Raw genomic sequence first — 25522 nt, forward strand, 5'->3', positions numbered from 1 at the left:
GGCACGCACAGCCTGACGCGGGGCTTCTGGACGGTGGGGCGTTAGGCCAGCTGCTGGCTCCCCGCAGGGAAGCCACCGGACCTCGTGATGCATCCTGGACAGTGGGAGCGCCGCGACCGAGCCGAACCGCGCTCAGCCTTCTTCCTCGACGGGCTCCTCCGCGTCACCGGCTCCAGCCGGCGCGCGGCCCAGGAGGCGGTCCACTTCGGCGTGCGCTTCCTCGGCCTGCGCGTGCGTGATGCGACGGACCGTCTCCAGCTGCGTCACGATGCGCTGCGCGTGACGCCACAGCGCGGGTGAGCCGGAGCTCGGCGAGCGCTTGCGCGGCGCGGGCAACATGGCGGCGAGGATGGCGGCCTGGGCCACGGAGACCTGCGCCGCGGACACACCGAAGTGCTCCCGCGCGCCTGCCTCGATGCCATAGACGCCGTTCCCCCACTCCACGACGTTCAGGTACAGCGTGAGGATGCGCTTCTTGGTGAGCGCGTCCTCCAGCCGCCGTGCCAGCACCAGCTCCTTGCCCTTTCGCCAGAGGCTGCGGTCCGTGGACAGCCAGAGGTTCTTGGCGAGCTGCTGCGTGATGGTGGAGGCGCCCCGTCCCAGCTTGTGCTTGCGGACCGACTCCTCCACGGCGCGGGCCAGCTCCACCGTGTCCACCCCGTCGTGCAGATAGAAGCTGGCGTCCTCGGAGATGACGACCGCGTCCACCGCGTGCTTCGCGATGGAGGACAGGGGCACCCACTGCTGGCGGCGGCGCGCCTTCTTCCCTTCCTCGCGAGCCTCCTCCGCGCGCTGCTCGATGAGCGCCGTCGTCTTCGGGTTCTGCGTGGCCAGCCACGTCGCCTCGGGCAAGGCGAGGTAGGCGTACGCGCCGAAGCCCAACCCCACCACGAGCGCCAGCATCAGCCAGCGACCCCAGCGCGTCCCCGCGCGACGGCGCACCGTCCGCGTCTTGCGGGTGGTGACCTGGGAAGGAGGGCGAGAATCCGGCTTGGACCGGCGCGCCGGGGGCGAGGTGGCCATCGGGGCTTGTCTCTAGCGCCTCCCTCCCGCCTCGTCACGATTCGAGCGGTAACTCCAAGACAAAACACGCGCCCTGGCCCGGCTGGCTGCTCGCTGACACCGTGCCGCCATGCGCCTCGGCGATCTGCCGGGTGAGGAAGAGACCCAGCCCCAGGCCGCCATATCGCCGCGAGGACACGGCGCGCTCGAACCGCCCGAAGATGCGCTCCAGCGCGTCCTCCGGCACGCCGATGCCGTGGTCACACACGCGAAGCCGCGCGCGACGCTCCCCCTCGCGCGCCAGGGACACGTCCACCGGCTGCCCCGCGCCGAACTTGATGGCGTTGGACAGCAGGTTGGTGAGCGCCTGCTCCAGCCGCGCCCGGTCCCACGTCCCCATGAGCCGAGGCATCACCGACGCGCGCAGCTCACAGCCCGCCCGCGCCGCCGCGTCGCGGAAGCGCTCCACCACCTCCAGCACCAGCTCGGACAGGTCCATCGGCTCGCGTCGCAGCTCCAGCCGCCCGGTGTTGATGCGCCCCACGTCCAACAGGTTCTCCACCAACTGCGTGAGCCGGGACACCTGCCGCGCCAGGAGGTGCACCTTGTCTCGCACCTCGTCCGGAACATCCGGCCGCCTCAACCGTGACTCCATCCCGTGCACCCGCAGCGTCAGCGCGGCCAGCGGCGTGCGCATCTCATGCGCGGCGATGGCGATGAACTCGTCCCGCGCGGCGATGGCCTCGCGGGCCTCGTCGAACAGCCGCGCGCGCTCCAACGCATGAGCGCAGCGGCGCGCCAGGTCCTCCGCCAGCGCGCGCGCCCCTTGCCCCAAGGGGGCGGACGCGGGCCCCGTGCACAGCGTCAGCGCGCCCACCACCTGCCCGCCCGTCCACATCGGCGCCACCAACCCCGAGCCACCCGGTCCCTGCCACGCGCGCAGGGCCCCCGACGACGCCGGCTCGGGAGGGCGCGCGGAGCACGTCCCCGCGCTCGCGAGCGGCTCCATCGTCCGGTCCGGTCGCATCAGCCAGAGCGCGGCCCCGTCACACAGCTCCGGTACCAGCAGCGCCACCACGCGCGGCAGCGTGCCCCGCCAGTCGAGCGACTCGCCCAGGACCGCGCCGGCCTGCGCCAGGACGCGCTGCGCGTTCTCGGCCCGCCTGCGCTCGGCCGCGACCGCCGCGAGCGTCAACCCCGACAACGTCAACACCGCGAGGAACGTCTGCACGGACAGCACCTGCTCATTGTTGTCCACGATGAGCGTGCCAAAGGGCCCCAGTCCCTGGCTGGTGTACCAGATGGCGATGGAGCCCATCATCGCGGCCACGGTCGCCGCGCCGCGGGGGCCCATGCGCAGCGCGGCGGTGATGACGACGGGGAACGCCGCGTAGGGCAGCGTGGCGAGGATGCCCTGCGAGGACGAACTCACGGGCTGACGGAACAGGAACGCCGTCACGAACACCGCCACGCCAACCACCAGGCCCGCCTCCGTCCCCGAGACCCGCCAGGGCACGCGCGAGCGCAACGGCCACCAGGTCAGCAACACGGGCGCGACCAGCACGGTGCCCAGCGCGTCACTGAGCCACCAGCTCACCCACTCGCGCCAGAACGACGGGGACTGCAACCATTGCACGGACGCGAGCGCGCCCAGCGTCGCGCTCGGCAACGCCGCGACGAGCGAGCCCAGCACCAGCAAGCCCGCCACTTCACGCACCCGGATGAGCAGCACGGGAGTGCCCAGCACCTGACGCATCAGCGCCGCGCCCAGGCCCATGCGCAGCGCATTGCCCAGGCCCCACAGCAAGCCCACCTGCACGGGGAAGCCCTGCACCACGGCGATGCCCAGCTCCACCCCCAGCACCGCGCCCAGAAGCGCCGCCCACATGCGGAGGGGCGAGCGCAGCAGGAAGGCAAGGCTCACCCCGGCGGGCAGCCACACCGCCGAGCCGCGCAGGGGCTCGAAGAGGAAGCGCGCGCTGATTCGCTGCAAGGCGAGAAAGGCGACGCCCAGGACGAGGGCACGGCCCCAGGTCGCTCCCAGCGCGGCCCTCACCCGGGATGCGCCGGGCATGACCTCCATGCCACCTCCTCCGCTCCAACCTATGCCCCGTCTCCTGGGGAGGCTCTGGCAGGGCAGGCCGGCGACCCACCCCCACCTCGGGCGCCGCCTCGCTTGTGGCGTGCCGCGCGCATCCCCATCCCTTGCGGGCGACACCGCCGGGGAGGTCCGCCATGAGGTTCATCGCCTGGTTCGAAGCGCTGGGACGCCGGGACACCCCCACCGTGGGAGGCAAGGGCGCCAACCTGGGAGAGATGACCCACGCGGGCCTGCCCGTCCCCCCGGGCTTCGTCGTCACCGTGGAGGCCTTCCGCACCTTCGTGCACGAGAACGGCCTGGGCGAGGCGCTCGGCTCCGAGCTGAACGCGCTGCCCGTGGATGATGCCGCCGCGCTCCACGCCGCCGCGGAGACGCTCCAGTCCCGCGTGCGGCGCGCGCCCATGCCCGCCGCCGTGCGCACGGCCATCGTGGAGGCCTACGCGGAGCTGGGCCGCAAGGTGAACTCGGGCGCGTCGCCCTGGGTCGCGGCGCGCTCGTCCGCCACCGTGGAGGACGCGGCCCAGTCCTCGTTCGCGGGCATGTTCCGCAGCCACCTCAACGTGCGCGGCGCGGAGGAGCTGCTGCGTCGCGTGCAGGACTGCTGGGCCTCGGCCTTTGGCGCGCGCGTCCTCTTCTATCGCGCGAAGCAGGGGCTCGGCGCCACCGAGCAGCTCGTGGCCGTCGTCGTCCAGAAGATGGTGGCGTCGGAGAAGTCCGGCGTCATGTTCACGCTGGACCCCACCTCGGGCGACACCGGGCGCGTCGTCATCGAGACCGCGTGGGGCCTGGGCGAGACCGTGGTGTCGGGGCAGGTGGAGCCGGACCGCGTCGTGCTCGACAAGCGCGACCTCGCCGTGAAGGAGCGCGTCGTATCCCACAAGGAGCGCGAGCTGGTGCGCGACCGGGACAGCGGCGTCACGCGCATGCGCCCCGTGCCGCCCGAGCGCGCCGACGCCGCGTGCCTCTCCGAGGACGAAGCGCGCACCCTCGCCCGGCTGGGCCTCCGCGCCGAGAAGCACTACGGCCGGCCGCAGGACCTGGAGTTCGCCATCGAGGAGGGCCACACCTATCTGGTGCAGACGCGGCCCGTCACCACGAAGGGCCCGCGCGCGCCCGCGGAAGGGGCGGCACACCCCACCGACGCGAAGTCGAGCGGCGGCGAGGTGCTGCTGCGCGGGCTCGGCGCCAGCCCCAGCACTGGCAGCGGACGCGTGCGCGTGCTGCACACGCCCGACGAGGGCCCGAAGTTGGAAGCCGGCGAAGTGCTGGTGACGGGCATGACCACGCCGGACTGGGTGCCCTTCATGCGGCGCGCCTCGGCCATCGTGACGGACAGCGGCGGCATGACGAGCCACGCGGCCATCGTGTCACGCGAGCTGGGCCTGCCCTGCGTGGTGGGCACGCACACCGCCACGTCCGCGCTGCGCGACGGCACGGTGGTGACGGTGGACGGGCGCACCGGCACCATCCGCGCGGGCGCCACCGAGGCGTCGAGGGCCCCACGCGCGGCCCCGGCCTCCTCGGGCGTGGAGCCCGTCACCGGCACGCGCCTGTACGTCAACCTGGGCGAGGCCTCGCGCGCGGAGGAAGTCAGCGCGCTGCCCGTGGACGGCGTGGGACTCTTGCGCGCCGAGTTCCTGCTGCTGGAGGCGCTGGAGGGCAAGCACCCGCGCCTGCTGTTGGAGCGCGGCCAGTCCCGGGCCTTCGTGGAGCGGCTGTCGCACGGCCTGGACCTCATCGCCCGCGCCTTCCACCCACGCCCGGTCATCTACCGAAGCACGGACTTTCGCAGCAACGAGTTCCGAGGCCTGGAGGGCGGTGAGCGCTTCGAGCCCGCCGAGGCCAACCCGATGATTGGGTACCGGGGCTGCTTCCGCTACGTGAGCGAGCCGGACCTCTTCAAGCTGGAGCTGGAGGCGCTGCGCGACGTGCGCTCGCGCTCCGACAACCTCCACCTGATGATTCCGTTCGTGCGCACCGCCTGGGAGTTCGAGGCGTGCCGAGACCTCGTGCTCCAGAGCGGCCTGCGCCCCGGGCGGCACTTCCAGCTCTGGGTGATGGCCGAGGTCCCCTCCGTGGTGCATTGGATCCCCGAGTACGCGCGCCTGGGCGCCACGGGCGTGTCCATTGGCTCCAATGACCTGACCCAGCTCATCCTCGGCGTGGACCGGGACAGCGCGAGGTGCGCCCCGCTCTACGACGAGCGGGACCCCGCCGTGTTGGACGCCCTGCGTCGCATCATCCGCGCCGCCCAGCGCGCGGGGATGACGGCCTCCATCTGCGGGCAGGCCCCCTCGGTCCACTCCGACTACGCCGAGGCGCTGGTGGACTGGGGCATCGACTCCATCTCCGTCACGCCGGACGCCGTGAGCGCCACCCGGCGAAACATCGCGTCCGCCGAACAGCGCCTGCTCCTGCGCGAGCGCCGGTCCCCCCGACGCCGCCGGTAGGCCCCACCCCGGGGCCCCGAGGGGATGGTGCGCCGTGTAGCGGCGGACACCTCGGTGGCCCCGGACGCGGGGTTTTGCATCCGGTGCGCTTTGCGAGGTGAGCAGCCGGCACGGCCAGCGCTAGATTGCCCCTCCCTATGGCGCATCCCACCGAAGACAAGAACTTCCGCCTGCCCACCACCGTTCGCCCGCGGCGCTATGCGGCGACCCTGACGCTGGACCTGGAGGCGCGGGCCCTCAGCGGGCAGCAGACCGTGGACCTGGAGCTGGCGCAGCCCACCCGCGAAATCATCCTGCACGCCATCGCGCTGCAGGTGGGCGAGGTCACCTTCCGCGCCAGCGGTGCGTCTCACCGGCCCGCCTCCATCGACGTCATGCCCCAGAGCGAGACGGTGGTGCTGCGCTTCGCGGAGGCGCTGCCCGCGGGCGCGGGCTCGCTGGACGTCGCGTGGACGGGGCGCTTCACCGAAGGCCTGCGCGGCCTGTATCTGGCGGGCAAGGTGGCGGCCACCCAGTTCGAGGCGGCCGATGCGCGACGCGTCTTCCCCTGCTTCGACGAGCCGGCCTTCAAGGCGCGCTGGGCGCTCACGGTGCGCGTGCCCCAGGGCAACACGGTGCTGAGCAATGGCGCCGTGGTGAAGGAGGAGCAGGACGGAGCGCTGCGCCGCGTGACGTTCCAGGAGACGGAGGTGCTCAGCTCGTACCTCATCGCGCTGGTGGTCGGTCCGCTGACCGGCACCGCCGAGGAGCGCGCGCAGGGCGTGCCGGTGCGCACCTGGGCCCTCACGGAGAAGGCGCACCTGACGCGCTTCGGACAGGACGTGGCGCTCAACGTGTTGCCTCGGCTCCAGGACTACTTCGGGCTGCCCTATGCCTACGGCAAGGTGGACCAGGTGGGCATCCCGGACTTCGAGGCGGGCGCCATGGAGAACGCGGGCCTCATCACGTACCGCGAGGTCACGCTGCTGTTGGACCCCACCACCGCGCCGCTGTCCGTGCAGAAGCGCGTGGCCGAGGTGGTGACACACGAGCTGGCGCACCAGTGGTTCGGCAACTGGGTGACCATGGTGTGGTGGGACGACCTCTGGCTCAACGAGGCGTTCGCCACGTGGATGGCGTTCAAGATTGTCGACCAGTGGCGCCCCGACTGGCGCATGTGGCTGGACTTCGACGCGCACAAGGCCAGCGCGCTGCACCTGGACGCGCTCAGCTCCACGCACCCCATCCGCGGTGAGGTGCGCAACGCGGGCGAGGCGGGCGAGAACTTCGACGTCATCACCTACGAAAAGGGCGGCGCGGTGCTGCGCATGATTGAAGGCTTCCTCGGCGAGAACGCCTTCCGCGACGGCATCCGCCAGTACATGCGCAAGCACGCGCGGGCCAACGCGGTGGCGGATGACCTGTGGAGCGCGCTGGGCGAGGCGGCGAAGCAGCCCGTGGTGGAGCTGGCCAACGCGTGGATCGGCCAGAGCGGCTATCCGCTCGTGTCCGTGAGCGTGTCGGGTCGCACCCTGACGCTGACGCAGCGGCGCTTCTACTCAGAGCCCGGCATGCGCAGCGATGAGCGCTGGCCGGTGCCCGTGGTGCTGCGGTTCGCGGACGACTCGGGGGTGCATGAGCAGCGCGTGCTGCTGCGCGACGCCCAGACCACGGTGACGCTGGAGGGCTCCACGGCCCCGGTGCGCTGGCTGTGCGCCAACGCTGGGGCCACGGGCTTCTACCGCGTGGCCTACGACGCGAACGCGATGAAGGGGTTGGCGGCGAACCTCTCCGCCCTCGCGCCGTCCGAGCGCATCGCGCTGCTCGCGGATCAGTGGGCGCGCGTGCGCGCGGGTGAGGCGTCCGTGGCGGACTTCCTGGACCTGGCGGGGCGCTACCACGGCGAGCAGGACGACGCGGTCCTCGACGAGTTGGTGGGACGGCTCGCCTACGTCGAGGGGCGCCTGGTGGAAGGCGAGGACCAGGAGCGCTTCCGCCGCTGGGTGGAGCGCCTGCTGGGCGACGGCCTGAAGAAGCTGGGCTGGCAGCCCGCGGCCGGCGAGTCCGACCGAGACCGCCTGCGTCGCGCGGCGCTGGTGCGCGCCGTGGGCGGACTGGCGCGCAGCCCCGAGACGGTGGCCGAGGCCCGAGGCCGCGTGGCCCGCATGCTCCAGGGTGAGAAGGACGCGCTGGAGCCCAACCTGTTGGACACCGCGGTCAGCATGGTGGCCCGCGCCGGAGACACCGCGCTGTTCGAGCAACTCCTCGCGCGCGTGCCGACCGAGCCCGACCCCGCCACGCAGCGTCGCTACCTGATGGCGCTCGCCGCCTTCGAGGACCCCGCGCTGGCCTCGCGCGCGCAGGGACTCCTCTTCACGGAGACGGTGAAGACGCAGGACTCGGCGGGCTTCATCTCCGGGCTGCTGGCCAACCGCACCGGCCGCGACGCGTGGTGGCTGCGCATGCAGCAGCAGTGGAAGGAAGTGGTGGGACGCGCGGGAGGCGCCCCCATGTTGCTCCGTCGCGTGGTGGAGGCCCTGGGCTTCTTGCGCACGCGCGCGCAGCTCGAGCAGGCCCGGGCCCTGCTGGACGCGCAGCCCATCCCCGAGGCGCAGCAGGCCACGCGCCAGACGCTGGAGCGGCTCACCCAGGACGTGGCCTTGCGCGAGCGCGCCGCGCCCGAGGTGTCCGCGTGGCTGAAGCGCCAGCCGTGATGCCCCCCACTCCGCGCCCATGAAGACCACCCTCGACCCCGCTCATCCCGTCCCCTCTCGCGAAGCGCTGCGCCAGGCCAACCGCGCCAGCGCGCTCGCGTATCCAGGGGACTCGCCGCGGCGCCAGCCCGTGCACTCCGTCTACGGCGGCGCCCACCTCTTCCGCGCGGAGACGGCGCGGAAGATGGGAGACCTGGCGCTCGCGGCGCTGCGCGAGTACGCGCCCGACGCCGCCGAGCTGGCCCACAGCCTGGGCCTCCCCCAGCGGGGCCGCTTCGCCCAGCGCGTCTACGAGCGCGTGGTGGACAAGCTCCAGCGCGAGCCGGTCGAGGACTTCCGCATCGACTTCGAGGACGGCTACGGGCACCGCCCGGACGCGGAGGAGGACGGCCACGCGGTGTCCGCCGCCGAGGAGCTGGCGCGCGGACTCCTGCAAGGCACCCTGCCGCCCTTCATCGGCATCCGCGTGAAGTCCTTCACCGAGGAGCTGTTCGCGCGCGCCTCCCGCACGCTCGACCTGTTCATCACCACTCTGGTGACGCGGACCTCGGGGCGCGTGCCTCCGTCCTTCGTCGTCACGCTGCCCAAGGTGACGCTGCCCGAGCAGGTGGCGGCGCTGACGGAGCTGCTGGAGGCGTTGGAAGCAGCGCACCACCTCACGCCCGGCGCGCTGGGCGTGGAGCTGATGGTGGAGACCCCGCAAGCGCTGTACGACCACGAGGGACGGCTGCACCTGCCTCGGCTGGTGGCCGCGGCCAAGGGGCGATGCACCAGCGTGCACCTGGGCGTGTATGATTACACGGCGGCGCTCAGCGTGAGCGCGCACGTGCAGGGCATGTTGCACCCGGCCTGCAACTTCTTGCGAGACGTGGTGCAGGTCTCGCTCGCGGGCACGGGTGTCGCGGTGGCCGACGGCGCCACCAACGTCCTGCCCGTGGGCCCGCACAAGAAGCCCGCCGAGGGCGCGCTGCTGGCCACCCAGAAGCGCGAGAACACCGAGGCCATCCATCGCGCGTGGCAGCTCGCCTACCGCCACACGCGGCACTCGCTGGAGCGCGCCTATTACCAGGGCTGGGACCTGCATCCCGCGCAGCTCCCGGTGCGCTACGCGGCCGTGTATGCCTTCTTCCTGGAGGGCCTGGACGCCGCCTCGCATCGGCTGAAGGCCTTCGTGGACAAGGCAGCCCAGGCGACGCTGCTGGGGGACGTGTTCGACGACGCGGCCACCGGACAGGGGCTGCTCAACTTCTTCCTGCGAGGCTTGAGCTGCGGCGCGCTCACGCAGGAGGAGGTGCTCGCCACCGGCCTCACGCTGGACGAGCTGCGCGGTCGCTCCTTCCGAGCCATCGTCGAGTCACGGCGCGCGCGCCTCGCCGCCCGCTAGCGACGGTCGCGCCACACGGCGACGTCGAGGAGCACCGCGCCCGCGAGGAACAGCCAGGGGCCCACCAGTGAGGCCATGCCCAGCAGGCCCCACACGGTGACGAACCCCGCGACCAGGAGCGGGACCACCGGCGGCACGGCGGCGCGCGCGCGGCGCAGCGAGACCAGCATCGCGAGCGCCAGCAGGCTCAGCACCACCCACTGACCACCGGGGCGAGTCCGCCCCGGGATGGCGATCTGCCACGTGCCTCCCGCGCCGGACTCCCACTTCCACGTGGCCTTGTCCTCCACGTCGTGGCTGAAGTCCTGGCCCACGTAGAGGGTGCGCTCCTTGTGCAGTTGGAGGCCCGGGATGGGCACCCCCACGCCCGTGCCCCACGGCAGCAGCAAGGCCACGACACAGACCGCGACACCCGCGAGCCCCCAGCGCTGCAAGCGCACCGCTTCGAGCGAGCGCGCTGCCTCCTCGGTCGACGCGGGCGCGACACGGAAGGCGCGCCACTGCACGAAGCCGAGGACCACCGCGGCGAGCAGCCACAACAGCGACGCCAGACTGGCCCCGAGCTGCACGAACGCATGCGTGAGCGTGAGCGCGGTGAAGAGCGGCAGGAAGGCGCGGTGCTCAGCCACGTCCACGGTGCGGACAATCGCTTCCGGCAAGGTACGGCCCGAGGCGCGCAGCTCCCGCGCCACGAGCATCGCGCTGCCCACGAGCATGACGAAGGCCCAGGGCGCGGGGACGGCATACGCCAATCCGAACACCCAAGGCATCACGACCGCGGTGGCCACCAGCCCCGCGCCGAGCAAGGGCAATGAACCACCCGGGAGTCGCTCCCGGAGACGCGGATCATCGAACACCCGCTCCACCGCGCGCCCCGTGGCCTCCGCCGCTTGACGAGCCCCGTCGGTGACGTCCTGGACGATGGGCGCCACGGCATCCCTGCCCGTCGTGGGGGCGAGTGAATGACCACAGTGGGGACACGCCTCGCTCGGCGTCGAAGGCAGGGGTTGACCACAAGATGGACAGGACATGAAAGCCTCGTAGCAGCGAGCGCGGTGCCAGCCTACCGTTTCGCGACGACAGGACAACGCGCGCTGCCCGCCGGTCCTCATGGCGCCACGCCATGGCTGCGCCAGGCACAGTGTCGGCGGATTCATTCATCCCTTCCCGCCATGGCATGTCGCAGCGAGAAGAAGAGCGCGTCACCCACGCGCCTTCGGAACGAGCGACATCCCAGCGGGTTTGTCACCGAGCTTCGCGCACGCCCCATCCATCACCGAGCATCGAGCGTGCGAGCACAGTCCTCGCGAGGTCTCGCATCAACGACGCGCACGCCGTCGCTTCGCCGCGCATCGAGCACCTCTGCTCGCGCCCGAGCAGCGAGCCGCGCACGCGTTCTTCCTTCGCGGCCGACATCGACCGCACGAGCGCGTCCTCGTCGGGCTCGGGCCGAGACACCCCACCGCCATGCCCGCGTGGCTCCTTGCTCCCCCGCACTCTCCGCGACTGCACGCGGCGTCGCGATGACGCTGACGCCTTCCCGCGTTAGCTTGCGTCCCCCGGCACGAACCGCCGGCCAACCACTCACCTCCGCCGCGGGCGGGAACAGGGGCTATCCCGGATGAATCGCGAGCGACGTGGCTCCCCCTTTCACTTCGGCATGTGGCGCTCCCTCCTCGTGCTGGGACTCATCACCGGTTGCGCCGCGCCCACGCGGATGACGGTCGCGCCCGCGCAATCCTCCGAGCCACCCGCCGCTCCCCCCTCCTCGCCCACCGTCGAAGCCACGCCCCCCGCGCCTCCCACGCCACCGGAGCCGACGGGCCCCGCGGCGCGTGAACTGTCCGACCTGCCTCGTCAACGCGTCGCCTCGCCCGAGGGCACCTTCATCGCGGAGGTCGAAGGCAAAGCCCCACCCACCCTGTCGCGCGGCGAAGGCGTGGTCCGAGTCACCGTCCCCCTGGGCACCAGCGCCCCCCTCGTGTGCTTCGTCTACGAGCGCCCCTTGGACGCGGCCAGCGCCCTGCTCGCCTTGGCGGACACCGTGAAGAAGGGCCCGGGCGTCACCGTGAAGCACATGGGCCTCACCGAGTTGGTGGAGGTCGCGCACACGCCCGCGCTGTTCCTCGACGTGGACTACGAAGCCCCCACGAAGGGAGGCGAGCGCGGCGCGGGACAACTCAAGCTGATGGTGCACGCGGACAAGGACCTCCCGCTGCTCTGCGCGCACGACGAGCCCGGCTACATGCGCACGTTCCACCGCATCACCACCGCCCTCGCCGAGTCGCTCCAAGTCCCCGGCCCCCGCCGTCCCCCCGAGCCGTGGGAGGAGATCCAAGCGGTGCGCCTCGAAGGCCAGCTCGTGGGCTTCGTATGGCGGACCCGAGACGACCTCCCCACCCTTCCCGCATCGCCACACCGCACCCAGTCCACCACCAGCCTGCTGTGGACCACCGCCGAGGGCGACCTGCGCGCGGAGGACACCACCACCACCGCGCTCGCGGATGCACAGGGGCAGCTGCTCGAGTACCGCTCCGCCCACGCCGAGAACGGCGTCCTCGCGCTTCAAGTGACCCTGCGCAAGGACCCCAAGCAGGGCTACAAATACGAGGCACGTCAGGGCGCGAAGTCCGCGCAGGGAAGCATCGCCACCCAACGAGGACTCACCGCCGAGCCCGCCGACCTCGCCACCCGGCAACTGCTGGCCGAGTCCTCGCGCGACGCGGAGCGCGTGCTCGACGTGTATCGCCCCGAGGACTCGCTCGCCGCCGCCGTGCAGCTCACGCTGCGCAAGGACGCACCCCGCGGCCCCCGCGCGCTCACCACGACCACGCACGAGACGACCACGCGCGCGCTCGTGGATGCCTCGGGCCACCTCCAGCGCGAGGAGGCCCGCACGGCGCAGGGACTGCGCGCCTCCGAGCGGCTCTTCCCCGTGGAGGTCAGCGCGCCCTGAGCCGAGGGCTCACCACAGCATGTCCTGGTCTTCGGTCACGCCGGGCACGTCGGTCAACGTGAGGGTGCGGTTGCCCACGCGCACGGTGCCCTCGAAGAAGCCCACCGGCTGCGCGAACCGACTCACCACGAGGCGCAGGTTCCGGTCCTCGCGGTGCGCGTAGAACGGCTTGAAGCGCAGGTCCACCGCGCCATCCGCCGTCGTGAGGCGCCACGGGTCCAACAGCTCCTTCGCGTTGTACTCGAAGCGCGCGCGGCCCAGCGGGTACAGCTTGTCGCCCAGCCACAGCGCGTTCTCGTTGGCCTCGGTGGCGCCCTCGTTGAAGCCCTCCACCAGGTTGAGGCTCAGGGGCGTCCCGTCCTCCAGCCGCCCCGCCGCGAAGGCCCAGCGCCACGACGTGTGCCGCGCGAGGTAGCCCTGCGTGTAGTCCATTCCGCCCACGCCCCCATCCAGCGAGAAGCGCCGCCCGGCCACCTCCAACGTCCCGGAGGACAACAGCCCGCCGCGCTTCTGCGTGACGTTCACCAACCCGTCGCCGACCACGGGGGCAATCACGGTGAGCGCCGGAGGACCGCCGGCCACCGCCAGCTCGCCCGTCCATCGGAACGCCTGCATGCCCTTGGTGCGCAGGCGGCTGACGTCCAGGTCCACGCGGTAGTGCTCATCGTCCACGCCCCGCCGCACCGCCATGCGGCCGCCGAGCGTCCGGAACGAAGCCTCCAGCCCCGCGCCGGGCTTGTCTCCCACCACCGCCAATGGACCCGGCACGCCGAGGAAGCTCACGTCGCACAGCGGCTTGCGCGCCTTCAGGTCCAAGGCCACGGCGAACGCGCTGGACGAGTAGCTCAGGTCCACCACCGCGAAGAGCACCGCCACCTCGGGCGTGGCCGCGAAGGCGTAGTGCCACCGCTTCTGCCGGAGCAGTCGCTTCACCCGCGCGGGCGCCCACGGGCCCAGCAGCCGCGGGAGGTCCACCTCGGGAAGCTCTCCCTGGTACGTGCCGAACCGCGGCTCGCCCTGCGACGTGGCGACGGACGCGGGGGCAGCGGGAAGGATGGCGTGGGATTCGAGTGTCATCTGTCCACCATTGGAGGCCAGTCTCCTGGCCCTGTCACGTGGAGTTACTGCTCGGGCATGTCCCCGGACAGTCCTCCTCGCCCGGCCGCTTCCCCAGGAATGTGCGGCGCTGGACGCGCATTCCCTCAACTGCGTCCGAAGATGATTCGCTCGCGCGACAGGAGCCGCGTCGTGAAGCGCAGGCAGACGAATGCAGCCACTGCGCTCGAAAGCGCCGCCAGCAGGAAGGGCACAGGCCCCAGCCACTCACCGCGCATCACCTCGCCCGCGAGCAACTCCTGCCCCAAGACGGGGACCGCGAACATCCACGTCTGGCTCTGCATCGGCGACAGCGCCAGCACCATGCCGGGCAGCATGGGCAGCACCATCAGCAGGGACAGGTACGTCTGCGCCTCCTTGTAGGAGCGCGCATAGGTGGACACCCACATCTGCACTGCGGACGCCGCCAACGCCAGCGGCAGCACCGCGGCCAGCATGCCCAGCGCGGCGGGGCCATCGAAGCGAGCCTTCAGGCCCAGGTCTTCCAAGGGCACTCGCCGCACCACGAGCATGTACGCCACCAGACTGAGCAGCACCGCGCCGCACGCCATCGACACCGTGGCCAACCACTTGCCAGCCACCAGCGCGCCTCGGGGCACGGGGTTGAGCAGGAGCGGCTCCAGCGAACCGCGCTCACGCTCTCCCGCCATGGTGTCGCTCGCCAACGACATGCCGCCCGCGAACGTGGCCAGCACCAGGAAGAGCGGCACCATGTTGAGGACGCTCGCCGCGGAGCGCTCGGGCGTGGACAGGTCCAGCTCCTCCACCTGCACGGGCACGGCCAGCTCGGGCACCACGCCGCGCGCGGACAGCCGCTGTCCGCCGAGCTGCTGCCCATAAGCCTGGAGCAACCGATGGGCGCGCTCGATGGTGTGGCGCGCCTGATTGCGCGAGCTGTCCACCACCAGATGCACCGACGCCGTATGGCCCGCGGAGAAGTCCTGGGCGTAGTCCTCGGGCACCACCAGCACCGCGTCCAGGGAGCCCGCGCGGATCCGCTCTTCATAGTCCGCGGGGGCTTCGGACAGGTGAGCGCCATAGCGTTCCAGGAACGCCATGAGGCTCGGCGCGCGCGCGCGGCCCACCACCGGCAGCTCCAGCGGACGGTCCTGGCGGTACCAGGAGGCCATGAGGTTGAACATCACCAGGAAGACCGTGGGGCCCAGCAAGGGCCAGAGCACCGCGGTCCCCAGCGCGCGCGTATCGCGGAAGTGGTCTCGCAGCTCCTTGCGGAAGACCGTGCCGATCAGGTGTCTCATTCCATCAACCCCTGCTCGCTGCCGATGATGGACACGAACGCTTCCTCCAGGCTGTCCTTGCCCGTGTGAGCCCGCAGCGCGTCCGCAGTGCCATCCGCCACCACGCGGCCCCGAGCCACCACGACGATGCGGTCACACAGCGCGGCCACCTCCTGCATGACGTGGCTGGAGAACACCACGCAGCAGCCCTGTGCCTTCAATCGCCGCAATAGCGCGCGCACCGCGCGGGTGCTCATCACGTCCAGCCCGTTGGTGGGCTCGTCCAAGAGCACGTTGCGAGGGCCGTGCACCAGCGCCCGCGCCAGCGCCACCTTCACGCGCTCGCCCTGGCTGAAGCCCTCCGCGCGCCGGTCCGCGATGTCCTTCATGTCCAGCAGCTCCACCAACTCCGCCACGCGCGCATCGAGCGCCGCGCCGCGCAGGCCGTGCAGCTCGCCGTAGTAGCGCGCGTGCTCGCGAGCGGTGAGCCGCGGATAGAGACCGCGCGCATCTGGCAGCACGCCCAACGCACGCCGAGCCGCCTCGGGGTCGCGCACCACGTCCACGCCGTCCACGCGCGCCGTCCCGCCGTCGGGCCGTACCAGCGTGTAGAGCATGCGCATCGTCGTCGTCTTGCCCGCGCCGTTGGGCCCCAGCAATCCGGTGATGACGCCATCCGCGGCGGAGAAGGACACGTCCTCCACGGCGGTGACGGTGCCGAAGCGCTTGTGCAGATGGATGGCTTCAATCATGGCGAGCGGTCCTCAGGGCACGGGACCCGCGAACGAGGTGAAGAACGGGGGCCGCTTCAGATTCGCGCCGCAGGCGGGGGACAGCCCGTCCACGCTCCCGCGCGACAGCACCTCCGACATGAGCGTGCGCGCGCACTCCGCGGCCACCGTGTTGTGCCCCACGCCCGGCACCACCACATGCAGCGAATGGCTCAACGTGCGCTTCGCCTCCTCGGCCCACGGTGGCGGCGTCACGGGGTCCAACTCGCCGGAGAGCAGCAGCGTGGGCACCGCCGACACCACCGGCTCGCGATACCCCGACGGCAGCGTCGCCTTCGGCCAGCGCGAACAGACCTCCAGCACCGAGCGCGGCGAGTCCGCGCCGAACCACGTGCCCCGCGCCTCGCGCTCGGCATCCGCCACGCTGAAGAAGGGCGCGTCCTCGGCGCAGACCACCGCGAAGAAGAGGCCCGGGCTCATCGACTTCTCCAGCGCCCGCCCACCGCCGAACGCCAGCGCGGCCAGCGGCGCCCAGTCCTCTCGCGTCGCGCGGTCCAGCATCAACGGGACCAGCGCGGCCTGCTCCGGGCTGTACAGCAGCGAGAACACCTCCGCGAGGAAGGCGCGGCGCGTGAGGGTGAAGTCCTCGGGAACACCGGTGAGCGGATGCGCGACGCGGGCCTTCGCGGGCGTGGCCTCCAAGCGCGCGAGCAGCGCCTCCGTGCGCGCCCGCAGCGCCGGGTACGCCGCCGAGCACGCCACATCCTGCTCACACTGCGCCAGCAGCGCGTCCAGCGCACGCTGCCCGTCGCGTGCGGCATACAGCGGCAGGTACAGCCCCATGGGCGCCACGCCATCGAGGATGGCCGTGCGCACGCGCTCCGGATGCTGGCGCATGTACACGAGCGCCGCCCGCGTGCCGTACGACACGCCCCAGAGGTTCACCCGCGCATAGCCCAGCGCCTGGCGCACATCGTCCAGGTCATCCATGGCGATGGAGGTCGTGTAGAGGCGCACGTCCGCGTCCCAGCCCGCGCGGCAGCGCTGCATGGCCTCGGCGTCACCCCGGTCATCGAAGCGCGCGGCCAACGAGGACCGAGCACCGCTGAGCGCGTCACACCGCAGCGGATTCGAGTCCCCCGTACCGCGCGAGTCCACCAACACGATGTCTCGGTGGCGGCGGATCTGCTCCAGCACCGGCAGCACCCCGGAGCGCGAGGCCGCCTGCCCCGGCCCTCCCGCCAGCACGAACAGCGGATCCGCCTCCGCCTGCGCGGACAACGCGGGCACCACCACCACGTGCAGGGGAATCTTCCGTCCCGTCCGCGTGGCCCGGTCCTCGAAGACCTCGTAGGTCCCACACTGGGCCGGCGCCGAGGTGCCCTCCAATCGACACGGGGTCAGCCGCACCCGGCGCTCGCCCTCCGCGCCGCCCGCCGGGCGCGCGCACGCGGACACCTCGATGACCCCCAGGACGAGGAGCCCCAGCGCCCACAGCCATCCACCTCGGCGACGCGAGACACCGGAGGGCGCGGCGCGAGGTGGATGCAAGCAGGGGTGCGAATTGATGCCACCTGACACGGGCGTCGACCTCCATCGCGGAGCGGGGACACGCCGCATAGCATCGCCCCACGTCACGCGCACCTGCCGCTCCCGCCTCCTGACCTTGAATCCCGAGCCACCGCGGTCCGTCGGTGGTACGCCCATGCTCATGAAGAAACGCTCGCTCCTGGTCCTGTTCGTTCTGGCCGTCACGACGCTCGCCGGCTGCGCATCGCTCCAGAACATGATGAAGAACGCGTTCAAGAAGCCGCGCATCAGCTTCAAGACCGCGCGCCTCGCGGACGCCTCGCTGTCCAACGCCACCGTCAACCTGGTGTACGAGGTGGAGAACCCCAACGGCTTCGGCCTGGAGCTCGCCTCGGTGAGCTACGCCTTCTTCGTCGAGGGCAAGCAGGTGGTGGCCGGCTCCCCGCCCAAGGGCCTGGACCTCAAGGCCCACGGCAAGAGCGAGCTGGTCTTCCCCGCCAACGTGAAGTTCGCGGACATCGTCCCGGTGGTGGAGACCTTCCTCAACAAGGACCAGGCCGCGTACAAGGCTCAGGGCAGCGTGGGCATCCAGACGCCCATCGGCGTGCTGACCTTCCCCCTGGAGAAGGAAGGCACCTTCGAGGTGCCCAAGATTCCGCACGTAGAATTCCAGGCGCCACACATCACCCAGGTGGGCCTGACCAGCGCCACGGTGGAGTTCCCCCTGGCCATCACCAACCGAAACAGCTTCGCGCTGCCCATCGCCAATATCTCGGGCGCGTTGAAGGTCGCCGGCGCGGACGTCGGAACCCTCTCCACTGGAAATCTGGGCTCCCTCGACGGCAGCGGGACGCGACAGGTCCGCCTGCCCCTCACCATCAACCTGACCCGCGCTGCCGCCGCCGCCCTCGCGGTCCGAGCCGGCGGCAATACACAGGTGCGTCTGGACGGCCGGTTGACCTCCGACACCCAGTCCGTGCCCCTGAACCTCACCCAGTTGGTCAACTTTATTAAGTAGAAAGCCCGACCCCGGACGAGGCGAGCGGGGAGTCCCCCGCTTGCGGAGTTGTCCTCAGCTTCAGGAGCCGTTAGCGTTGCGGCGCCCACCGGGGTGTCAACCATGAGACGAATCCTCTTCAAGTCCAAGATTCACCGAGCAACCGTGACCCAGGCGGACCTGGACTACGAGGGCTCGGTCACCATTGACCGGAACCTGCTGCACGCGTCCGACATCCTTCCGTACGAGAAGGTTGCTATCTGGAATGTGACGCGCGGAACACGACTGGAGACCTACGCACTCGAAGGTGAGGCAGGCTCTGGTGTTATCTGTATCAATGGCGCCGCAGCCCACCTGAACCAGCCGGGCGACCTCGTCATCATCGCCACCTTCGCGGAGGTCGAGGAGTCGGAGCTGGCCGGTTGGAAGCCCACCGTTGTCTTCGTGGACGCGAAGAACCGGCAGGTCAAAGGCATCACCGAGGAAGTCCCCGGTCCTGCCCGCCGTAGCGCCTGAAAACCTGTGTGCTTTGCCGGGCCCGAGGGGTCTGCCATGCTCCTCGCCGTTCTCTTCTTCCAGAAGGGCGCGCGTCAGGCGCGGGCCCGGAGGCACTGATTCGATGAGGCGGATGTGGATGGGCGTCGGCGCCGGCGCGCTGTGGCTGTCGGCCTGCACTCACGAGTCGTCCTTTCGACGCGACCCCAACGACGAGGACGCCCTCACCACGAACATCCCCGTCGTGAAGGCGCCCGCCTCCACTCGGTGCGCCGCGCACGGGAAGTCCTCCGTGCGCGCGTCGTGTGACGAAGCCCTCTACCTGGGAACCGAGTACACCCGCCGGCTCGCGGTGGGCGACGAGGTCTGCCTGGAGGGCGGCTACGGTGAGCAGGTCGGCCCCGCCTGCAAGGCGCGCGCGGCCATCATCGACACCGACACCAACATGGTGAAGCTCGAGGTGCGGAGCGCCAAGCCGGACTCGCGTTGGTTCAACGCGGAGATGCGGCACGCCTGGTACGAAGAAGGCGCGTTGGTGGACCTCTATCTGGCCGAGCGGGGTTACTAGAAGGACCGTCCGCGCTCCGAGGAGAGGCACATGGCACTCTACGATTCCGTGACCGAGCGACTTGGCTTCATGAAGAAGCTGTCGCCCGCCGAGCTGAAGAAGCTCGCGTCGATGCGGCTGTCGGACCTGGTCCAACAGGAGGTCGCGCGCGCCAAGGTGCGGGTGGCGAACCTGGAGAAGCGCTACCCCTCCGCGGCCACGCGTGAGCTGGCGCAGCGCCTCATCGACGAGAAGAAGAACCTGGCCAGCATGGTGGGCGGCATCAGCGGCGTCTTTGGCCTGGTATCGCTGCCGGCGGACCTGCTGTTCATGGCCTACCTCCAGCTCGTCCTCCTGACGGACGTCGCCACGCTCTACAAGGCGAACCTCAAGACGGAGCGAGCGCGCGGCGAGCTGTTGGACTTGTTCGGCTACGCCAACGGCCTGGGCCCGCTGCATCGCACCGGCCCCAAGGTCATGGGCAAGCTGGCCGCCATCATGCTGGAGCGCGGAGGCATGGCCACGCTGGGACGCGCCATGCCCCTGGTCGCGGCGCCCATCACCGCCTACTTCAACAACCAGCACATTCAAATGGTGGGGGAGCAGGCGCTGCGCTTCTATGAGGGCTTCGACAAGGCGCACGCCAAGGCGAAGGTCCATCAACAGAAGAAGGCAGCAGGAAGCTGACACGGCCCCGAGGCCCTCCTGGCCGTCGGACCGATATGCCACCTTGACTGTGGCGTTCTGGAGGTGCGGGACATTCCAGTCCCGCGATACGGGTCGCCAGGGCATCCGCGGGCCGGCGGGGAGCCCAGGCCCCCGAGAGATGGAGACATGAAGATGTCGGAGCTCTCGGCGGAAGTGCGGGTGCAGGTGGCGCGGCTGCGCAACCTGCTGGTGGATGTTGCCCGCTGTGGCGCGCTGGCCAGTCCCCTGTCGTCCCTGCCCCATGCGGACGTGGAGCCCTTGGAGCTGCAGGCCCTGTGGTGGCTCCGCGCGGAGAGCCTGCTGCCCGTCAACGTCCTCGCGGACCGATTGGGCGGCATGGCCATGCCACGCCTGAGCCGGCTGTTGGATCGACTGGAGGATGCCGGGCTCGTGCGCCGCGAGCGCTCGGTGCGCTACGACCGGCGCCGCGTGCGCGTGCGGCTGACGGACAAGGGCCGCGCCCTCGCGGACGAGGCGGACTCCGTCGTCCAGGAGCGCATGGCCCGGCTGCTGGCGCCCCTCGGCGGAGAGGTGCGCAGCGCGCTCGTGGACATGCTGGAGCTCTGGGTGGAAGCGCTGGGACACAAGATTCGCGCGGACGCGCTCGCCGCCAACGAGAACGCCGAGTGCGAAGAAGCCGCTCCCGCGCCCGTGGAGATGACGGCCGGCGTGGAGCTGGCGGCCAGCCCCGCCTGAGGACCGCGAGTCGGTCCTCTACCACCGCACCTCGATGCGCCCGGACCGCAGGCACTCCGCCGCGGCCTCGCGCTCCCAGGACGCATGTCCGCTCGCGCCCACCTCCACGTGGAGCGCGCTCCCCTTCACTCGGCCCAGCCGCCACCGGCCCTCCGCGTCGGTGTGTCCGCGCAGCGGCGGCAGCGAGGCCACCTCCCCCGCCGCGGTCACCTCGGCGCCGTACACCGGCCGCCCTCCCTCGGTGACGACCACCTCGCAGGGCACGCCCTCATCCCCCAGCCTGGGCGAGACCGCGCCCTCCAGGTCCGCGGCATTCAGCGAGACAGCCGGGCTCGGCGTCACCGACACGGACGAGGTCGCGATGAGCACGCGGTAGGTCCCCGGCGACGTGAGCGACACCGCGAGGCCCTCGGGCTCCGGCAGGAACGCCTCCGCCGCCACATCGCGCCACGCCCCCGCATCGTCCCGCCGTTGCAACGCATACACGGGAAAGGGCGCCTGGGCCCGGGCCGCGAGCTGGCCTCGCGTGAAGCCATCCAGTTGCAAGAGCAACCAGCGATACGCTGGCACCCTCCAGGCTTCCTCCGCCTCCGTGTGGCCAGCGGTCGGGGTGAAGGTGAAGGCCCAGCGCGCGGGTGCGACGGGTCGGCCTCGCGAGGGCTCCGGCACCCGCAACGTGAAGCGCGTGGGCCGCCACGCGGGCAGCTCTGGCGCGAGGAAGCGCCCATCTGGCTCCACCGTCAGGGCATGTCCTCCCGGCAGCTCCACCACCGCACCGGGCGGCGCACGGGACGCGTCCCCCAGCGTCACACGGCCATGCAATGTGACGGTGCCCGCCATTCCCCCGGGGAACAGGCGATCCGCGTCCAGCGTCACGGGCTCGATGCGGCCCTCGCGCAGCGGCACCTCCACGGGCCCCGCCTCCTGCCCCGAGCGGGCTCGCAGCCAGATGCGCACAAGCCGGTCTGGAGGCAGCGGCGCGAGCACGGTGTCCTGCCCCAGCGAAACAGGCAGCGGCGAGCCATCCCGCAACGCGGACGCGAGCACGGGCGCCGCCAGCCGCACCAAGGTCAGCCATGCGCTGGCCCGCTCGGCCTCGGCCGGCTGGGCATCCACGCCGCGCGTCACGCGGAGGGAGAATGGACCCGCGTCAGCGTGCGTGCTCAAGAGGCGCACCCGCACGCCCGTGGGCGGCGTCGCGCGCAGCACGCCCAGGTCCACCCCGCCCGAGCGCGGTGGCGCACCCGACATCCAGTCGCCAGTCCACGACGTCCCATCCTCCTCCCACGCGAGCACGCGGTAGCGCGGCGCGGAAGGCACGTCCACGGGCCCCAACTCGCCGCCGCTCGCGGTGGGCGTGACGACGACGGGCGACCACGTCGAGACATTGGCCAACTCCTCCAGCCGCGAGGGGCCCGCGCGCTCCCCTTCGCGCCGAGCCCGCTCCCAGGTGAGGCGATCCGCCTCCGAGACGAAGGCCACGCCCAAGCGCGCCTCGCCTCGGAATGGATGGTCTCCGGCCAGCGTCGCGCGCAATCGAAGCCCTGGAGGTACGGGCGCCTCGGCGCGCGGCGAAGGCGTGCTCGCGACCGGCGCCGCCGCGGGCTCGCTCGCGGAGACACCGTCGGCATGACGAGCCCCAGGCAGGGCGAGCCATCCCGCCAGCAGCAGGCAGCCCACCCCCACGCTCAGCAGGGCGATGAGACGGCCGCGCCTCAATCCGTATCGCTGGTGGAATACAAAGACATCCACACCGGCGCGTGGTCCGAGATACGCGTCACGAAGTCCAAGGTGTCTTCGACGTAGTCTCGGCCCGCGCTGGAGAACTCCGTCACGTACGCGTCCTGCAACCAGAAGTGGTCATACGCGCTCGCGAACCCGCCCGAGGAGTTGAGCGTGGTGGGCGTGTTCAGCTTGCACGACACAGCGGGGACCGTGGCCTTCAGCGGAGCCCAGGCCGCCGCGGTGCCCGCCTGGTTGTGGTCGCCCAAGAGGATGACGTCCTGGTCCGTGTCGCTCTCGGCCTGCACGGCCTCGAACACGGGCTGGATGGCCATGGCCTCTGCCTTGCGGTCCGCGGTCGTGCCAAACACGGTGTGCCAGTTGAGGAACGTGTAGTCCTCCCCCGTGGGCACGTGGCGGACCTTGACGATTTGCGGCTCGCGCTCGAACACATCGTCCACGTCGTCCCAGACCGTGGAGGACACCAGTTCCACCATGTCCGCGCGGTACAGCACCGCGTAGGCCTCCTTGTAGGACGAGCGCCCCAGGAGCGGCGTCACCACCGCCGTCCACGCCACCCCCGACACCTGCGTCAGCGACTGCGCGATGCCCTGGGCCGCCGAGGCGTTCATCACCTCTTGGAGGAACACGAGGTCGCAGCCCGCGCTGGACGTGCTCGCGGACCCGAACTGATTCCAAATCTGCTGGGCATCATCCTGGTAGGTCTGCTCCGCGGCCCACCCCTCGTGCCGCAGGTTCCAGCTCACCACCCGCAGGTAGGAGCCCGCCTGCGCGAGCGTGGGTACGGCGAACACGGCCAACACCACGGCGCGCAACACCAACGACGGCAGTCGCATGAACAGGAACCTCATCGGATGGGCCCAGGACCTCGGCATCCATCTTCTGAATCCCCTGCTCGGTCAGCAATCCTCTTTCTCGCAACAACACGCAAAAGCAGCCAGTCGCGACGGACTGGAGGACGGGGTGCGTTGCGTCAGACCGAGAGACTCCCGCGGCCGTGCGGGCCCACGGGAGTCTCGGAGCGCATCAGGCCTTGGGGGTCTCGTTCGCGCGCCGCTCGGCCATCTCGCGGCGGACTTCCTCCATGTCCAGGGCGCGCACCTGACGAATCAGGTCATCCAGCGCCGCGGCCGGGAGCGCTCCCGGCTGCTCGAACAGGAGGATGCCGTCGCGGAACGCCATCAGCGTCGGGATGGAGCGAATCTCGAACGCGCCCGACAACTCCGGCTGCGCGTCCGTATCAATCTTCCCGAAGACGATGTCCGGATGGACACCCGACACAGACTCGAAGGTGGGCGCGAACGCGCGGCACGGGCCACACCAGGCCGCCCACCAGTCCAAGAACACGATGCCCTTGGACACCGTCTCCTTGAAGTTCTCCTTCGTGATTTCCACCGTCGCCATGACGGACCTTCCTTCCCGGGCACGCCGGGGGCAGTGCTAGCGGACCTCGAGCAGCTCCACCTCGAACAGGAGCGTCGAGTTGGGCGGGATGACAGGCGGGAAGCCGCGGGAGCCGTAGCCCATCTCGGGGGGAATGGTGAGCTTGCGCACACCGCCCACCTTCATGCCGGCCACGCCCTTGTCCCAGCCCTGGATGACCTGGCCCGCGCCGAGCTTGAACGTGAAGCCCTGCCCACGGTCCCGGCTGCTGTCGAACTTGGAGCCATTGGTCAGCGTCCCCACGTAGTGCACCGTGACGGACTTGCCCGCCGTCGCCTCGGTCCCCGTGCCCACCTTCACGTCTTCCAGCTTCAACGTCATGCTCGCGGCTCCTCTGGATTCAACGCCGAAGGACCCACTTTAACGCGGAGTCTCGGCGGCCGCCGCTCCCAAGCGAGCAGCGGCGCGGCCCCGTTGGATTCCGGGCACCGCGCCGCTGTCTCTACCAGGGAACACGCCAGGGCTGGCGCCTAGAACGTACCGCCCAGGTTGAGCGTACCCGCGTAGCTGCCACCCCCGCTCAAGTCACCGCCGCCCGAGGAGATATCCGGGGCGAAGTTCTTGTCGAAGAGGAGGTTGTAATTGACGCGCGCGTCCGCGGTGAAGTGGCCCACATGGCCTCGCAGGCCCACGCCCACCGGCACGTTGCCCACCGTGTCGTCCTTGAAGCCCAGCGCCTGGCCTCCACGGAAGTGGTAGTTGCTCACGCCAATGCCGCCGAGCACGTACGGCTGCCACGCGCCCGGGGTCACCGCCAGGGTCAGCGCGGCCTGGCCACCGTTGCGGACCAGGTCCGGGCCGCTGACGCCCACGTTGGTGTTGTCACGCGACTTCACGTCGTTGAGCGCGCCCGTATAGCCAACCTCCACCCCCAGCACCGAGGTAGGGCGAATGGCCGCGGACACGCCCGCCGTCGCGCCCGGCTGGATTTGCGGCGCCAGCGCGCCCGTGTAGCCCTCCACACCGGCGCCCAGGAGCACCGTGATGCCGGTCTCCTTGTTCTTCTTCTCCTTCTCCGGCTTGGGCGGCTCCACGTTCACGACCTGCGTGTTCGAGGGCCGGTAATCCGGAGGCGGCTGCGCCAACCCACTGCCACCCGTGCCGCTCTCACCGGAGAGGCTCCCCTGCTGCGGGTTGGGGTAGCTCTCCGACTGGCCTTGCGGCGGCGTGGAGGGAGCCGCCGGCGGTGGCGACTGCATCATCGGCTGGGCGGGGGCAATGGAGCCGCTGTTCCCCTGGACCTCCGAGCCACTGCCACCCGAGCCACTGCCACCCACGCCAGCGCCCGAGCTCTGATTCACGGGCTCGCACCGATAGGGCACGTTCATATACACCGTGCCCGGCGAGCCCTGGCTCACGCCGCTCGACACCGCGCTGGAGGAAGCACTGCTGCTCCCCTGCGAGTCGCCGCTCATGCCACTGCCGCCCACGCCCGAGTCCTGCGGCATGGACGGGTCCTGGGCCTGCGGCTCGATGATGAGGCTGTCCTCCTGGACATCCACATCGGGCGCCTGCGCCACGACCTTGTCGGCTGCCTTCGTGCGGTCCGCCTTCACCTGCCCCGGAGGACAATCCGCGGCCACCGCTCCCGACCCATACATGAGCGCCGCCAGCGCGCCCGACAGAATCGCTGCTTTCATCCCGACCTCCATCGTCGAATGACTGACGAGAAGGTTGTTTCCGGCGGAACAT

Annotated in this window: 21 protein-coding genes; 9 read left to right on the forward strand and 12 right to left on the reverse strand. The window is 71.0% G+C overall.

Translation table 11 applies throughout. The features are described 5' to 3' along the window. Nucleotides 1-132: 132 nt before the first annotated feature. Nucleotides 133-1023 carry a monofunctional biosynthetic peptidoglycan transglycosylase gene (gene mtgA / locus KRR26_RS32050; protein ID WP_199723875.1) on the reverse strand — a complete coding sequence of 297 codons (891 nt, stop codon included), beginning with the start codon at nucleotides 1021-1023 and terminating at the stop codon, nucleotides 133-135. 34 nt (nucleotides 1024-1057) lie between these two features. Beyond that, nucleotides 1058-3085, reverse strand: a complete 2028-nt coding sequence (locus tag KRR26_RS32055; protein WP_217081657.1) for a sensor histidine kinase — start codon at nucleotides 3083-3085, stop codon at nucleotides 1058-1060. A 152-nt stretch (nucleotides 3086-3237) separates the two neighbouring features. Here KRR26_RS32055 and ppsA point away from each other — a divergent pair, with 152 nt between their 5' ends. From ppsA to KRR26_RS32070, 3 genes are all read left to right on the forward strand, one after another. Then, complete coding sequence (gene ppsA, locus KRR26_RS32060) at nucleotides 3238-5553, forward strand: phosphoenolpyruvate synthase (RefSeq protein WP_120209038.1); 2316 nt, start codon at nucleotides 3238-3240, stop codon at nucleotides 5551-5553. Between the two features lie 137 nt (nucleotides 5554-5690). Continuing rightward, nucleotides 5691-8246, forward strand: a complete 2556-nt coding sequence (locus tag KRR26_RS32065) for a M1 family metallopeptidase (RefSeq protein WP_120209037.1) — start codon at nucleotides 5691-5693, stop codon at nucleotides 8244-8246. A 19-nt stretch (nucleotides 8247-8265) separates the two neighbouring features. Beyond that, the gene (locus KRR26_RS32070) at nucleotides 8266-9630 is read left to right on the forward strand and encodes a DUF6986 family protein (protein WP_217081658.1); all 1365 of its coding nucleotides are present in this window, start codon (nucleotides 8266-8268) and stop codon (nucleotides 9628-9630) included. Here the strand turns inward: KRR26_RS32070 and KRR26_RS32075 are convergent. Beyond that, nucleotides 9627-10562 (reverse strand): hypothetical protein, encoded by a 936-nt coding sequence (locus KRR26_RS32075; protein WP_217081659.1) that lies wholly within the window; start codon nucleotides 10560-10562, stop codon nucleotides 9627-9629. The two genes, KRR26_RS32070 and KRR26_RS32075, sit on opposite strands and share 4 nt — an antisense overlap. Nucleotides 10563-11290: 728 nt before the next feature. Between KRR26_RS32075 and KRR26_RS32080 the strand changes: the two genes are divergently transcribed. Next, nucleotides 11291-12586 (forward strand): hypothetical protein, encoded by a 1296-nt coding sequence (locus KRR26_RS32080; RefSeq protein ID WP_217081660.1) that lies wholly within the window; start codon nucleotides 11291-11293, stop codon nucleotides 12584-12586. Nucleotides 12587-12595: 9 nt separating this feature from the next. Here KRR26_RS32080 and KRR26_RS32085 read toward each other — a convergent pair whose 3' ends face one another. The 4 genes from KRR26_RS32085 to KRR26_RS32100 all read right to left on the reverse strand — a co-directional run bounded on the left by KRR26_RS32085 (nucleotide 12596) and on the right by KRR26_RS32100 (nucleotide 17252). Further along, a complete protein-coding gene (locus tag KRR26_RS32085) occupies nucleotides 12596-13663 on the reverse strand; it encodes a DUF2804 domain-containing protein (protein WP_120209028.1) in 1068 nt (355 codons plus the stop codon). 125 nt (nucleotides 13664-13788) lie between these two features. Further along, on the reverse strand, nucleotides 13789-14961 hold the full coding sequence (locus KRR26_RS32090; RefSeq protein WP_217081661.1) for an ABC transporter permease: 1173 nt from the start codon (nucleotides 14959-14961) through the stop codon (nucleotides 13789-13791). Continuing rightward, nucleotides 14958-15692, reverse strand: a complete 735-nt coding sequence (locus tag KRR26_RS32095; RefSeq protein ID WP_217081662.1) for an ABC transporter ATP-binding protein — start codon at nucleotides 15690-15692, stop codon at nucleotides 14958-14960. The genes KRR26_RS32090 and KRR26_RS32095 overlap by 4 nt, the downstream gene beginning before the upstream one ends. Nucleotides 15693-15704: 12 nt before the next feature. Further along, nucleotides 15705-17252, reverse strand: coding sequence for an alpha/beta hydrolase (locus KRR26_RS32100; protein ID WP_407931749.1), 1548 nt, complete (start codon nucleotides 17250-17252; stop codon nucleotides 15705-15707). A 124-nt stretch (nucleotides 17253-17376) separates the two neighbouring features. Here KRR26_RS32100 and KRR26_RS32105 point away from each other — a divergent pair, with 124 nt between their 5' ends. The 5 genes from KRR26_RS32105 to KRR26_RS32125 all read left to right on the forward strand — a co-directional run bounded on the left by KRR26_RS32105 (nucleotide 17377) and on the right by KRR26_RS32125 (nucleotide 20644). Continuing rightward, nucleotides 17377-18219, forward strand: coding sequence for an LEA type 2 family protein (locus tag KRR26_RS32105; RefSeq protein WP_120209021.1), 843 nt, complete (start codon nucleotides 17377-17379; stop codon nucleotides 18217-18219). Nucleotides 18220-18321: 102 nt separating this feature from the next. Next, complete coding sequence (gene panD / locus KRR26_RS32110; protein ID WP_120209019.1) at nucleotides 18322-18714, forward strand: aspartate 1-decarboxylase; 393 nt, start codon at nucleotides 18322-18324, stop codon at nucleotides 18712-18714. 103 nt (nucleotides 18715-18817) lie between these two features. Further along, entirely contained in the window at nucleotides 18818-19261 is a 444-nt protein-coding gene (locus tag KRR26_RS32115; RefSeq protein ID WP_120209017.1) for a hypothetical protein, read from the forward strand. Between the two features lie 30 nt (nucleotides 19262-19291). After that, the gene (locus KRR26_RS32120) at nucleotides 19292-19927 is read left to right on the forward strand and encodes an EcsC family protein (RefSeq protein WP_120209016.1); all 636 of its coding nucleotides are present in this window, start codon (nucleotides 19292-19294) and stop codon (nucleotides 19925-19927) included. 153 nt (nucleotides 19928-20080) lie between these two features. Then, nucleotides 20081-20644 (forward strand): MarR family winged helix-turn-helix transcriptional regulator, encoded by a 564-nt coding sequence (locus KRR26_RS32125; protein WP_120209202.1) that lies wholly within the window; start codon nucleotides 20081-20083, stop codon nucleotides 20642-20644. Between the two features lie 18 nt (nucleotides 20645-20662). Here the strand turns inward: KRR26_RS32125 and KRR26_RS32130 are convergent, their stop codons facing one another. The 5 genes from KRR26_RS32130 to KRR26_RS32150 form a co-directional block, all read right to left on the reverse strand. Continuing rightward, the gene (locus tag KRR26_RS32130) at nucleotides 20663-22363 is read right to left on the reverse strand and encodes a carboxypeptidase-like regulatory domain-containing protein (protein WP_217081663.1); all 1701 of its coding nucleotides are present in this window, start codon (nucleotides 22361-22363) and stop codon (nucleotides 20663-20665) included. Continuing rightward, nucleotides 22360-23223 (reverse strand): exonuclease/endonuclease/phosphatase family protein, encoded by an 864-nt coding sequence (locus tag KRR26_RS32135; protein WP_120209201.1) that lies wholly within the window; start codon nucleotides 23221-23223, stop codon nucleotides 22360-22362. Before KRR26_RS32135 ends, KRR26_RS32130 begins: the two co-directional genes overlap by 4 nt. A gap of 190 nt (nucleotides 23224-23413) precedes the next feature. Further along, nucleotides 23414-23791 carry a thioredoxin family protein gene (locus tag KRR26_RS32140; RefSeq protein WP_120209012.1) on the reverse strand — a complete coding sequence of 126 codons (378 nt, stop codon included), beginning with the start codon at nucleotides 23789-23791 and terminating at the stop codon, nucleotides 23414-23416. 36 nt (nucleotides 23792-23827) lie between these two features. After that, nucleotides 23828-24151 carry an FKBP-type peptidyl-prolyl cis-trans isomerase gene (locus KRR26_RS32145; RefSeq protein WP_120209011.1) on the reverse strand — a complete coding sequence of 108 codons (324 nt, stop codon included), beginning with the start codon at nucleotides 24149-24151 and terminating at the stop codon, nucleotides 23828-23830. Nucleotides 24152-24300: 149 nt separating this feature from the next. Next, nucleotides 24301-25470, reverse strand: coding sequence for a hypothetical protein (locus KRR26_RS32150; RefSeq protein ID WP_217081664.1), 1170 nt, complete (start codon nucleotides 25468-25470; stop codon nucleotides 24301-24303). Between the last annotated feature and the right edge of the window lie 52 nt (nucleotides 25471-25522).

Origin of the sequence: Citreicoccus inhibens, assembly GCF_019039035.1 — a bacterium.
GTDB lineage: Bacteria > Myxococcota > Myxococcia > Myxococcales > Myxococcaceae > Citreicoccus > Citreicoccus inhibens.